Below are 13302 nucleotides of genomic sequence, written 5' to 3' on the forward strand. Positions count from 1 at the left end.
TGGTTAATTGTTGCAAAGGCCTTGAGAACTCTCAAGGCTTTTGTTTTTAGCTTTATTAGTAATCTTAAGCCAATCTTAAGAAACGGTTTAGGTGCTACTTAGATAGTACGTCTACATTTGGTTATTATTTCAATAAACCACCAAAAAAATGTTAGAACGTATTATTCAGTACAGTATTCATCACAAACTTATTGTGCTATTATTTACTGCAGGAATCGTTGGATTCGGCTTGTATTCCCTTTCCAATATACCTATTGGAGCAGTTCCAGATGTGACCAATAATCAAGTTCAGGTTATTACCACCTCAAGAACCTTATCGACCGAAGATGTTGAGAAATTTTTAACCTACCCAGTAGAGTTAGAAATGGCAAACTTACCTGGAGTAACAGAAATTCGTTCTATTTCTAAATTTGGATTATCAGTAGTTACTGTAGTTTTTGATGATGAAATGGGTACGTACCTACCGCGTCAACTTATTGCTGAGAAAATAAAAAGTGCCGAAGAAAAAATACCAGCTGGTTTTGGTAAACCTTTTATGGGGCCAGTCTCTACCGGTTTGGGAGAAATTTATCAATATGTAATTGATGTAGACCCTAAATACAAGGACCAATATTCCTTATCAGATGTTCGTACCATCCAAGATTGGGTAGTAAAACGTCAGCTTTCTGGAATACCAGGAGTTGTAGAAGTAAATACTTGGGGAGGCTACTTAAAGACGTATGAAGTAGCGGTTAATCCAGAACGTCTACGTTCAATGGATGTTTCTATTTTCGATGTTTTTAATGCGCTTGAAAAAAACAATAGCGTTGCCGGAGGTGGTTATATTGAAAAAATTAATGAAAGTTACTTTATAAGAGGTGAAGGCTTAGTGTCTTCAATAGAAGACATTCAAGACATTGTTGTAACAAATAAAGGTGATGTTCCTGTCTATGTTAGAGATGTGGCCAATGTAGGCTTTGGTCACGCTAACCGTTTTGGTGCTATCACAGGAAACGGAGAAGGCGAAAAAGTTTTAGGTCAAGTAATGATGCTTAAAGATGCCAATTCTAATGCTGTAATCGAGGCAGTAAAACAACGTGTGGCAGAAATACAATCCTCATTACCTAAAGGAATTTCAATCAACCCATTTTTAGAGCGTAGCGAACTTATTGCCAAAACGACCTTCACAATTGCCGAAAACCTGATTTTAGGATGTTTAATCGTGATTTTTGTAGTGGTTTTACTTTTAGGAAACCTGCGTTCTGGTTTAGTAGTGGCTTCTGTAATTCCATTATGTTTATTGTTTGCGCTTTCGTTAATGTACATTTTTGGGGTCGATGCAAACTTGATGAGTTTGGGTGCGATCGACTTCGGTATTATAATAGACGGTGCTGTAATTATAGTCGAATTTATCGCCTTTAAAATCACAAGTCAACGAGCTAAATTATTAGCGCTTCCAAAAGAAGAACGACAAGGGTTAATTGATACCATTACCTATCAAGGTGCTTCAAAAATGATGAACTCTGCGGTATTTGGGCAATTAATTATCATCATCGTTTTTATACCTATTCTGTCTTTAGTTAATGTAGAAGGAAAAATGTTCCGTCCTATGGCATTGGTATTCTGTTTTGCGCTTATAGGTGCAATGCTGTTATGCTTTACCTACATTCCAGTAATGGCTTCATTGTTTATTAAACCTTCTAATACAGAAAAGAAAACCATATCATCAAGACTTATTACATTTTTAGAAAACAAATACCGACCTACCATTACTTGGGCATTGCGTAAAAAGACATTGGTATTAAGTATGGCTGTAGGATTGTTAGTCTTTACAGGATTTCTATTTACAAGAATGGGTGGCGAGTTTGTACCTACTTTAGATGAAGGTGACTTTGTGATTCAACCCGTTCTAAAAACAGGAATGTCATTAAGTAAAACGATTGAAGCCACTACCAAAATAGAAAAAATACTAAAACAGTTCCCTGAAGTAGAACAAGTGGTAAGTAGAATTGGAGCTGCCGAAGTGCCAACAGATCCAATGTCTATGGAAGAAAGTGATGTTATCATAAAATTGAAACCTAAAGGTGAATGGACTTCTGCTGAGTCTAAAGACGAATTAGCAGATAAATTTAAAGAAGCATTATCCAATGAAATTGCTGGTGTAGATTTTGAATTTACACAACCTATTGAAATGCGATTTAATGAATTGATTACAGGAGTAAGAGCAGATTTAGCTATCAAGGTTTTTGGAGAAGATTTAGATGTGCTTTATAGAAAAGCATTAGAAATAGAAAAGGCTATTCAAAATGTGGAAGGAGCAGCTGATATTTCTGTAGAGAAAACAGCTGGTTTACCACAAATGTCTGTAAAATATGACCGCCAGAAAATAGCTAAATATGGATTAAACATTGAAGACTTAAATAAAGTGGTAACAATGGGATTTGCAGGAATGCCTGCAGGAACTGTTTTTGAAGGCGAAAAACAATTTGATTTAGTATTGCGTTTTGATGCTGCTCACAGAAAAGATATTGAAAACTTAGAAACCGCATCGGTTACATTAACTAATGGTACTAAATTACCGCTTAGCGAATTTGCGAACATAAGCTACACCAAAGGACCAGCTAAAATTTCACGTGATAACACCAAGCGTCGTATCGTAGTAGGTGTCAATGTTAGAAACCGAGATTTAGAATCTGTTGTAAAAGATGTGCAAGTAATCATTGAAAGAGATGTTAAGATTCCAACTGGATATTCTATAAGCTATGGAGGTCAATTTGAAAATTTAAGAACTGCATCAGCACGGTTAAAAGTAGCGGTACCCATTGCGCTAATATTAATTTTTGTGCTGTTATACTTCGCTTTCGATTCTGTAAAAGAGGCGTTAATGATTTATAGCGCCATTCCATTATCTGCAATAGGTGGCGTTATGCTTCTGTATATCAGAGACCTTCCTTTCAGCATTTCGGCAGGCGTTGGGTTTATTGCACTTTTCGGTATTGCAGTATTAAATGGTATTGTGTTGATTGAAGAGTTTAAAGAACTAAAAGCACACGGTGTCAGCAATATTAATAAGCGAATTTTAATGGGAACAAAAAACAGATTGCGTCCAGTATTATTAACTGCAGCAGCAGCAGCTTTAGGATTTTTACCTATGGCAATATCAACTTCCGCTGGCGCCGAAGTACAAAGACCATTAGCAACAGTAGTTGTAGGTGGATTAATAACTGCAACCGTTTTAACTTTAGTTGTACTGCCTATTTTATATGCAATGTTCGACAGAAAAGGACATCATCCTAAAATAAAAACAAAAGTGAATTTTAAGGCTCTAAGCATTATGCTTTTATTGTTTTTACCATTCTTTGGTAAGGCACAACAAAACCCAGTAAATGTTGAGCAGACTGTAAAAATGGCTATTGAAAATAATAATGGATTGCAAGCTTACGCGAAAAAGATTAATCAATCAGAACAGTTGGTAGGAAGTGCTTTTAATTTGGACAAAACACAAGTTTACTATAGCTATGACCAAAATAACATTGCCGAAAATGGTTTGCCATTAAAGGTGTTAGGCATTAGTCAATCACTTCAATTCCTAACAGTATATGGCGCACAGCGCAAAGTAGAAAAACAAAAAGTAGCATTAATAACGCAGCAGTATCGTCTAAATGAAAGAATATTGACTAAAGAGGTTAATTCAGCCTATTATAATGTAGTCTATAGCAATAATCTTGTGAGGCAATATGTCTATTTAGATAGCTTATATGGTCAATTTGCAAGAGCTGCTAAAAAGAGATACGATGTAGGGGAAACTAATTTATTAGAAAAACTAACGGCTGAAACCAAGCAAAAAGAAATCGCTATCGCACTTTCTCAAGCACGCGAAGACGTTTCTAAAGCCTACACAATGTTAAATCAATGGGTACAGACCGATTCAACAATTACGGTTTCAGAAGATGTGTTACCAAGACTGGAATTAAAAGAATTCAGTCTAACAGATCATCCTGGACTAATGTATTATAATTCAGCAGAAAACTTAGCTAAATCTTCTCTTTCATTAGAGCGACAAAAGATTTTACCTGATTTACAATTATCAGTATTTCAAGGCACAAACAATGGTGTAGCTGCAAGAAATTATAATGGATTTCAAGTAGGTATTGCAGTACCATTATGGTTTGGAGCACATAAATCAAAAATCAATGCAGCTAAGACAGAAACATTGATTATTGCTAATGAATTTGAAAACTATAAAATTCAATTACAATCAAAATACGACGCCTTGCTTTCTGATTTAAAAAAGTTTCAAGAAACAGTTGATTATTATCAAAGTACAGGAAGAGATCTTTCTAAGCAATTAACAACAACAGCTTCAAAAGCGTTTCAAAATGGCGAGATAGATTTTTTACAATATGTGCAGCTTTTAGAGAGTTCAAAAAACATTGAAATCAATTATTTACAGAACTTAAACAAGTACAACAATACCGTTTTAGAGTTAAACTATTTAACCAATTAAAAATGAAAAATCCACACAACAATTCATCAAATTCAATTTTTTTCAAAAGCCTTTTATTGGTCGCAATAATGGCTTTAGCTTCTTGTAACTCAAATGAAAAAACTGAAGCTGCAAATACAGCCGAAACTGAAACAACTGAAGATACCGACATCATTACAATTACAGAAAATCAGTTTTCTGCAGGAAATATGGAAGTTGGAAAAGTAACCACGCAGCCTTTTAACACCATTGTAAAAGCCAATGGTATGTTTGCTGTGCCACCAGAAAACCAAGCAGATGTAAGTGCTTATTTTGCAGGCTATGTAAAAAACATCAGCCTGTTACCAGGCGACCCTGTTAAAAAAGGACAGACCTTATTCACGATTGAAAATCCTGAATACGTGCAAGTACAACAAGATTTCTTAGAAGCCAAAGGACGTTTGAGCTACTTAAAATCAGATTATGAGCGCCAAAAGGAGTTGATGGCAGATAACGTAACCTCAAAAAAGAATTTTCTAAAAGCAGAATCGGAATATACTGTAACCATGGCGCAATATCAATCCCTTAAAAAGAAGTTGAGCTTAATGAACATTAATCCGAATACATTATCGGGAGAGAATATTCGTTCAGTCATTAGCGTACTATCGCCATTATCGGGTTATGCAACAACCATTAATGCTACTAAAGGAATGTACTTAAATCCTTCGGATGTTGCTGTAACCGTTACTAATACTGATGATTTACACATTGAACTAAAGATTTTCGAAAAAGACCTTCCAATGGTAAAAGAAGGACAATTTATTAATGTACGACTACAAAATGATATGAATAAAGTGTATCAAGGCAAAGTGCATTTAGTAAATAAAGCGATAAATGCCCAAGACAGAACCGTCGCCATTCACGGCGATTTGGTAAACGAAAGTGATGTAAAACTATTTGCACCTGGAATGTATATAGAAGGAGAAATATTAACTACCACTTCAGAACATCCTGCGTTACCAGTAGAAGCAGTTGCGAATATTGATAATGACTACTTTGTTTTGGTTAAAGAAAACGGTACAACTTTTAAAAGGGTGTTAGTCAAAGTGGGTGCTGCTAATAATGGCTTTATTCAAATAATTAACGCCAATGATTTTAAACCAGATACAGAATTTTTGACCAAAGGGACATTTAATCTAATAACAGAATAGATGGAAGATAAAGAACAAGGATTAGACAATTATTTAGATAGCCATTTCATCCACAGAAGTAATTGGTTAAGAGCAGCGGTACTTGGCGCAAATGACGGTATTTTATCAACAGCAAGTCTCGCCATAGGTGTTGCAGCTGCAAGTGCGACACGAGAGCCTATTATTTTGGCAACATTAGCAGGTCTTGTTGCTGGTGCTTTGTCAATGGCAGCAGGAGAATACGTTTCCGTGAGTTCACAAACCGATGTGGAAAAGGCAGACATTGAACGCGAAAAACAAGAATTAAGCGAAATGCCCGAAATTGAATTACAACGCCTTGCAGAAATTTATGAAAAAAGAGGTTTGAAAAAAGAAACAGCTTTAACCGTAGCTAAAGAATTAACAGAACACGATGCTTTGGGTGCACACATTAGAGATGAATTGGGAATAAATGAAATTAGCCAAGCCAAACCTATTCAAGCGGCTTTTGCATCTGGGGCGGCATTTACCGTAGGTGGATTACTTCCTTTTTTGGTAACACTTTTTCTGCCTTTAAATAGTATGGAATATTCTCTTTATGGTTTTGCACTTTTCTTCTTGATAATTCTGGGAGCACTAGCTGCTAAAACAGGCGGTTCAAGTATCGTTAAAGCCATTGCTCGTATCACGTTTTGGGGAACAGTTGCAATGGGTCTAACTGCATTGGTCGGTTACTTGTTCAATGTAAATATGGTTTAAACAAAAAAATAAATTATGAACGACGCACATTTTCATTTAGTAGTCAATCATTTGCCTATTGTGGGCGTATTGATTGGTTTTTTAGTGTTGTTAGCAGGTTTAATTATGAAAAAACCGCAAATCAAAAATACAGCATTAGGTATTTTTATTTTTTCTGCATTAACAGCTATTGCAGCTTTTTTAACAGGTGAAGGTGCTGAAGAAATCGTTGAGAATTTACCTGGAATTAGCGAGACATTAATTCATAAACACGAAGAGCACGCGGAGCTGTTTTTGACAATGCTGTTAATTTTAGGAGGAGTTTCGATAACCACTTTGTTTTTGGAGTATAAAAAGTTGCCATTTTCAAAGTATGGCTTTGTTGTGATTTTACTGCTTTCCGTTACCTCAATAGGTATTTCTAAATATGTAGGAACAAGTGGTGGCGAAATCACTCATATCGAAATTAGAAGTGATGCAAATGTAATTCAGTTAGATTCTCATAATAAAGAAAATGACCACGATGACGATTGAAAATGTTTCTAAATTTTGTTCTGGTTTACTTACAAGTTCTAAATGCAAAGAGCTGCCATTTCACAATCTTGAGCATACAAAAGAAGTTGTTCAAAATGTAAAGTACTTATGTGCAGCAATGGATATCAATTTGGTAGAAACAGATTTGTTAATTATTGCAGCTTGGTTTCACGACACAGGATTTTCTAAAACATACAAAGACCACGAAGCCGAAAGTATCATAATTGCTAAAAAGTTTCTTTCCAGCTTAGGAATGGAAAGCGATAGCATTAACAGAATCTGTAATTGCATTGAAGCCACTAAAATGCCTCAAAGTCCAACAGATAGATTATCTGAAATTCTGTGCGATGCAGACATTTTTCATATAAGTAGCTCGCATTTCTTTTACAGAAAATTATTGCTTCGTAGAGAATGGGAGTTATTCTGTGATATTAAAACAACAAATAAAGAATGGCATTTATTGAATCTCAAATTTTTAAAAGAGCATCACTTTAGAAGTGATTATGGAAAGCAAACTTTAGAAATCGGCAAGCAGGAAAATCTTCATAAAGTTGAAAACATTTTAAACTATTTTAATGAATAATAATTTTCCATACTCAAAATACAATTTTAATAATCAAGATTTATTATCTGGGTTAACAACAGCTGAATGCGAGAGACTCACAGCTAATAAAGAAATACTGAACTTTAAGGCAGGCACGCAGATATTTAAAGAAGGTACAGAGCCTAAAGGTATTTATAGAGTACTATCAGGAAAAGTAAAGAAATATACTGCTACCAATTTTGGTACAGATCATATATTTTATATCTGTGGAGAAAACGAATATCTTGGGTATCACGCTATTCTAAGTGAAGAAGAGTATCCAGACTCTGCAACTGCATTATTAGATTGTGAAGTAGCATTTATTCCTAAAAATGATTTTTTAAACGTAGTAAGTACATCTCACCTATTATCGCAACGTTTGCTAAAGAATTTAAGCCACGAATTTGGAGTTTTTCTAAATGCAACTAAAATATTAGCACGTTACACGGTTAGAGAACGCACGGCAATAAATCTATTGATTTTACAAAGAAAATTCAGCGTTAAAGAGAGTCTTAAAGAAATTGAAATGAATAGAGATGATCTCGCGAGTATGGTGGGTACTGCTAAAGAGTCCTTGGTACGAATGTTGAAAGATTTTAAAGAAGAAAAGCTTATTTCTACTAAGGGTAGAATCATTTTTATTGAAGACCTTGAAGGGCTTGTAAAAGCAAGTAATTATAAATAAAATTGATAAATGTCAATGTAAGAATAAATAGCTTTTAACGTTAAACTAAATACCTTTACAGATTATAAATTATTATGAAAAAAAACATTTTTACATTACTTGTGCTACTATTAACTATTAGCGGAGTAACCGCTCAAGAATGGCATACGGATTTTGCAAAAGCAAAGAAAACAGCAACCGAAGAAAATAAACCTATAATTCTTGTTTTTCAAGGATCAGACTGGTGTGCGCCTTGTATAAAATTAGATCGTGAAATTTGGAGCACAGAAGCTTTTAAAAAGTACGCAACAAAAAACTATGTAATGCTTCAAGCAGACTTCCCAAGAAAAAAGAAAAACGCATTGAGTGAATCTCAAACTGCAGCAAATGCAAAATTGGCAGAGGCCTATAACAAAAATGGGATTTTTCCTTTCGTAGTTATACTTGACGCTAACGGAAAAGTATTAGGAGAAACGAGTTATAAAAAGACGACGCCAGAAGCGTACATTGAGGAACTAAACACTTTTACCAAGTAATTTGAAGAATCTAATCAATTTATCATTATTGTTCTTTTCAGTTGTCTGTATAGCGCAACAGCCATACAAACGTACACTCAAACTAATGGGTAGTCGTTTTGACATAACCGTAGTTGCAGAAAATGAAAGTATAGGAAATAAGTATATCGATACTGCTGTAGCCGAAATTACAAGAATAGAAAAACTGATTTCTTCTTGGGATACCAATTCTCAAACATCAGAAATTAATAGAAATGCTGGTATCAAAGCTGTAAAAGTAGATTCAGAATTGTTTCAATTAATTGAAAGAGCAATAGGTATTTCAAAATTGACAGATGGCGCTTTTGACATTAGCTATGCATCTATGGATCGCATTTGGAAATTTGATGGTAGTATGACAGAGATGCCTTCCGAAGAAAAAATAAAAGAATCTGTTGCTAAAGTTGGCTTTAAGAACATCATCTTAGATAAAGAAAATAGTACAGTCTTTCTCAAGTTAGAAGGAATGAAAATAGGCTTTGGAGCTATCGGAAAAGGATATGCGGCAGACAAAGCTAAGTCTTTGTTAATCTCTAAAGGAGTATCATCAGGCATTATAAACGCCTCTGGAGATATGAATACTTGGGGAAAACAACCTAGTGGTAAAGAATGGAAAGTAGCCATCACAAATCCAATGGATAAGGATAAGGTATTTGCGCTATTGCCTATTACAAATGGTGCTGTTGTGACCTCTGGTAATTACGAGAAGTTTGTAAAATTTAATGGAACACGCTATTCCCACATTATTGATCCTAGAACAGGATATCCATCTAGCGGAATTATAAGTGTAACAGTTTTTGCGCCCAAAGCAGAACTTGCCGACGCACTCGCTACGTCTGTATTTGTTATGGGTAAAGATGTAGGATTGAGCAGAATAAATCAGATGCCAAAGATAGAATGTATCATCATTGATGATAAAGGAAATATCTTCAAATCAGACAACATAAAAATAGACAAAATATGATAAAGAGATTAATGATAGCGGCAGTAATAGCTACCTGTTTAAGTAGTTGTGTAGTCGTAAAAGAATACGAAAAAGTAAATATCAATGATCCAGATATGGCGTTGTCTGAAAAGAAGTGTGATCGTAATGTAACCACAGCACATTCCTATCGCGAAGCAGCGGTAGGTGCAAATGGAGGAAAAACTGGAGGAGGCTGCGGCTGTAATTAACTGAATTCCTTTTTTAAGAAGCAATCGGCACTTAAAAATGTGAATTGAAGTTATTCCGCTATATAGCGGAATCTAATTAATACAACAAAACAATTTGAAAAAATTAATTTTAGTAATGTGTGTATTCGCTTTCGCGAAAGCGTACTCACAAACAGCACAAGACTCGACTAAAGTCTATAAAAAAAGAGTACTTGAATCTGTAGAAGTGGATTTCTTATCAAGTTATTACACGCAAGATGGAGATAATGCTGCCGTAAGTGGCGGTATTGGTACTGAAGAGTTGACAGACGTTACAGGTACATTTGTGGTTTCCATTCCATTAAATGATGACGATGTATTAACGATAGATGCAGGAGTTTCTGCATACACCTCTGCTTCTTCAAGTAATGTTGGACCTTTTGACGGTGGTGGACAGGCAGATCCTTTTCAAGCTTCATCAGGTGCGTCAAGCAGCGATTTATGGGCAAACCTAACAGGAAGTTACAGTCACAGCTCAGACGACAGAAATGATATCTGGTCAGCTAAACTATCTGTGTCTTCAGAATATGATTATTTTTCTGTAGGTGTAGGAGGTAGTTATACTAAGCTCTTCAATGAGAAAAATACCGAACTAAGTGTGAACGGTAATGTGTATATAGATACCTGGAATGCTATCTACCCTACAGAGTTAAGGCCTTTTGGCGAAGGAGGAAATGGTTTAAGTAACAGATTATTTACTCAAAACACGATTACTGGAAATACAAATTACGCACCGATTTTTACTGAGTTTGCAGATGAAGGGCGTAATTCATATTCTCTAGGTTTTGGATTCTCTCAAATTCTTCACAAGAATGTTCAAGGGTCTTTAGCACTTGATTTTGTTCAGCAGCAAGGTTTATTGTCAACACCATTCCAGCGAGTATATTTTGGAGATGTTGCAGACTCTTTTATTGAGAATTTTCAACTAGCAGATGCTATTGAACGCTTACCAGATTCTCGATTTAAAGTGGCAGCAGGTGGTCGCTTAAACTGGTATCTCAATGAAACCTTTACAGTACGTACTTTTTACCGCTATTATTATGATGATTGGGGAATTACATCGCATACCGCAAGTATAGAAGTGCCTATTAAGATAACAGATAAGTTTACGCTTTATCCTTCGTACCGATTCTATAATCAAACCGCAGCAGATTACTTTAGGCCTTATGAAGAAGCATTATCCACAGATGAGTTTTACACTTCAGATTATGACTTATCTGAGTACAGTGCAAATCAATTTGGCTTTGGAGTTTCTTACACAGACATTTTTGCGAAAGCGCACATCTGGAAATTGGGCTTAAAAAGTATAGACCTTAAATTCTATCAGTACGATAGAGATACAACGTTTAGCTCTAGCATCATTACCGCTGGATTTAAATTTGTGATGGACTAATTCAAAACCTCTTATTAAACTAATCTTGTTCTACTTTAACAGTAGGACAAGACCTTTACAGACTAATATAAAAAATTTAATTGTAGCTTTTGTCCTTTTTTTGAGCGGAATAAGCACGGCTCAACAAGGCGTTATAGATCCTGTAACCTGGGAATCTACTATTACTAAAATTTCAGACTCCGAGTACGATGTAATACTCACAGGATCAATTGATGACAAGTGGCACGTTTTTTCTCAATTTACAAGTGAAGATGGCTCATTGCCGTCTGTTCTTAGCTTTGAGCAATCAGAAGGCAACTATGAGCTACTGGGCAAAACAAAAGAGAGTGAAACTTTAAAAGCATACAATGATGTTTTTGAAGTAGAAGAAACTTATTTTCTTAAAAAAGCTCAGTTTACACAACGTATTAAAGTCTTAAATAAAGATATAAAGCAAATAACTATAAACTTAGACTATCAGGTTTGTAAAGAAGTTTGCATTAATAAAGAAGAGCAGTTTGTAATTAATCTTGATGGTAGTAAAGCAACGCTTGACAATGTGGTTTTAGATGAAAAAAGCAAAACACTTTCTAATAGCTTACTACTCGATTTAAAACATAAAGAACGCTTATTATCAGACTCAGAAGAGCTTACCTCAGACGGGAATTTGTGGAAGATTTTTGTTCTTGGTTTCTTGGGAGGTCTTGTTGCGTTACTTACACCTTGTGTATTCCCGATGATACCGCTTACAGTTTCATTTTTTACAAAGCAGTCAGGGAATAAAGCAAAAGGGGTTAGAAACGCCATTCTATATGGAGCCTTTATTGTTATTATTTATGTAATGCTTAGTATTCCTTTCCACTTTTTAGACTCTGTAGATCCAGAGATTTTAAATACCATTTCGACTAACATCTGGTTGAATGTTATCTTCTTTGTGATTTTTATATTCTTTGCTTTTTCATTCTTTGGCTATTATGAGTTAACACTGCCTAATTCTTGGTCTAATAAAATGGATTCTGCTTCCAGTACTGGAGGGCTTATCGGTATATTTTTTATGGCCGTTACATTGGCACTAGTTTCATTTTCTTGTACTGGTCCTATATTAGGTTCTTTGTTAGCAGGATCACTTACAAGTGAAGGAGGCGCATTTCAATTAACAGCAGGAATGACAGGATTTGGAGTAGCACTTGCACTGCCTTTTGCTTTATTTGCGCTCTTTCCTAATCTTTTAAAATCCCTGCCAAAGTCAGGTGGATGGCTAACAACTGTAAAGGTGTTATTAGGTTTCGTAGAGCTTGCATTAGCATTTAAATTTTTATCAAACGCAGATTTAGTGGCGCATTGGGGATTATTAAAACGAGAGGTTTTTATTGGTATCTGGATGCTTATATTCTTGCTAATGGCTTTATACTTTTTTGGAGTCATAAGATTCCCTCACGATGGTAAAAAGAAGTTTAGTTTCCCAAAAGTTTCGTTTGCAGTTTTAGTGGTAGCCTTTGTTATTTATCTTGGTACAGGACTTACTAAAAATTCACATCTTAAATTATTAGCAGGCTTTCCACCACCGACCTTTTATAGCCTTTACGAGCAAGAATCAGATTGTCCGTTAGGATTAGACTGCTTTAAAGATTTTGATGAAGGTATCGCTTTCGCGAAAGCAAACAACAAACCCATATTATTAGACTTTACTGGTTGGGCTTGTGTAAACTGTCGAAAGATGGAAGAAAATGTGTGGAGTGATCCAAAAGTATATCAGATTTTAAAAGATGAATACGTACTTATATCCTTGTACATAGATGATAGGAAAGAATTGCCAAAAGAAGCTCAATTTAGAATGAAGCTCAATGAAAATCATTTAAAAGATATAGAAACCATTGGAGACAAATGGTCAACGTTTCAATACCTAAATTTTCAAACTGCATCGCAACCATTTTATGTAACAATGACCTCTGACTTAGAAATTTTAAACGAAGCGAAACAGTATGCTGGGATTGATGAGTATTATGAGTGGTTAAAGGTTGGTGTTAGGAAGTAGAATTTTGTTTGCTTTTGT

At 35.2% G+C, this 13302-nt stretch carries 11 protein-coding genes; all 11 read left to right on the top strand.

The features are described from left to right. Positions 1-148 precede the first annotated feature (148 nt). The 11 genes from ACFFVB_RS10800 (at position 149) to ACFFVB_RS10850 (ending at position 13284) form a co-directional block, all read left to right on the top strand. On the top strand, positions 149-4486 hold the full coding sequence (locus ACFFVB_RS10800) for a CusA/CzcA family heavy metal efflux RND transporter (protein ID WP_151674516.1): 4338 nt from the start codon (positions 149-151) through the stop codon (positions 4484-4486). Between the two features lie 2 nt (positions 4487-4488). Next, positions 4489-5655, top strand: coding sequence for an efflux RND transporter periplasmic adaptor subunit (locus tag ACFFVB_RS10805; RefSeq protein WP_008610834.1), 1167 nt, complete (start codon positions 4489-4491; stop codon positions 5653-5655). Further along, positions 5656-6372 (top strand): VIT1/CCC1 transporter family protein, encoded by a 717-nt coding sequence (locus tag ACFFVB_RS10810; protein WP_151674515.1) that lies wholly within the window; start codon positions 5656-5658, stop codon positions 6370-6372. It abuts the gene before it with no gap. A 15-nt stretch (positions 6373-6387) separates the two neighbouring features. After that, the gene (locus ACFFVB_RS10815; RefSeq protein WP_151674514.1) at positions 6388-6885 is read left to right on the top strand and encodes a hypothetical protein; all 498 of its coding nucleotides are present in this window, start codon (positions 6388-6390) and stop codon (positions 6883-6885) included. Continuing rightward, positions 6875-7468 (top strand): HD domain-containing protein, encoded by a 594-nt coding sequence (locus tag ACFFVB_RS10820; RefSeq protein WP_382382752.1) that lies wholly within the window; start codon positions 6875-6877, stop codon positions 7466-7468. Before ACFFVB_RS10815 ends, ACFFVB_RS10820 begins: the two co-directional genes overlap by 11 nt. Further along, positions 7461-8153 (top strand): Crp/Fnr family transcriptional regulator, encoded by a 693-nt coding sequence (locus ACFFVB_RS10825; RefSeq protein ID WP_092132189.1) that lies wholly within the window; start codon positions 7461-7463, stop codon positions 8151-8153. Before ACFFVB_RS10820 ends, ACFFVB_RS10825 begins: the two co-directional genes overlap by 8 nt. 74 nt (positions 8154-8227) lie before the next feature. Continuing rightward, entirely contained in the window at positions 8228-8668 is a 441-nt protein-coding gene (locus tag ACFFVB_RS10830) for a thioredoxin family protein (RefSeq protein WP_092132191.1), read from the top strand. Positions 8669-8753: 85 nt separating this feature from the next. Next, complete coding sequence (locus ACFFVB_RS10835; RefSeq protein WP_245705854.1) at positions 8754-9650, top strand: FAD:protein FMN transferase; 897 nt, start codon at positions 8754-8756, stop codon at positions 9648-9650. Positions 9651-9661: 11 nt separating this feature from the next. Further along, the gene (locus tag ACFFVB_RS10840; RefSeq protein ID WP_373865839.1) at positions 9662-9859 is read left to right on the top strand and encodes a DUF4266 domain-containing protein; all 198 of its coding nucleotides are present in this window, start codon (positions 9662-9664) and stop codon (positions 9857-9859) included. 115 nt (positions 9860-9974) lie between these two features. After that, a complete protein-coding gene (locus ACFFVB_RS10845) occupies positions 9975-11270 on the top strand; it encodes a DUF3570 domain-containing protein (protein ID WP_092132440.1) in 1296 nt (431 codons plus the stop codon). A 100-nt stretch (positions 11271-11370) separates the two neighbouring features. Beyond that, a complete protein-coding gene (locus tag ACFFVB_RS10850; RefSeq protein WP_446685093.1) occupies positions 11371-13284 on the top strand; it encodes a protein-disulfide reductase DsbD family protein in 1914 nt (637 codons plus the stop codon). Positions 13285-13302: the final 18 nt, after the last annotated feature.

The organism is Formosa undariae, from assembly GCF_042427615.1.
In the GTDB taxonomy this organism is placed as follows: Bacteria; Bacteroidota; Bacteroidia; order Flavobacteriales; family Flavobacteriaceae; genus Formosa; species Formosa undariae.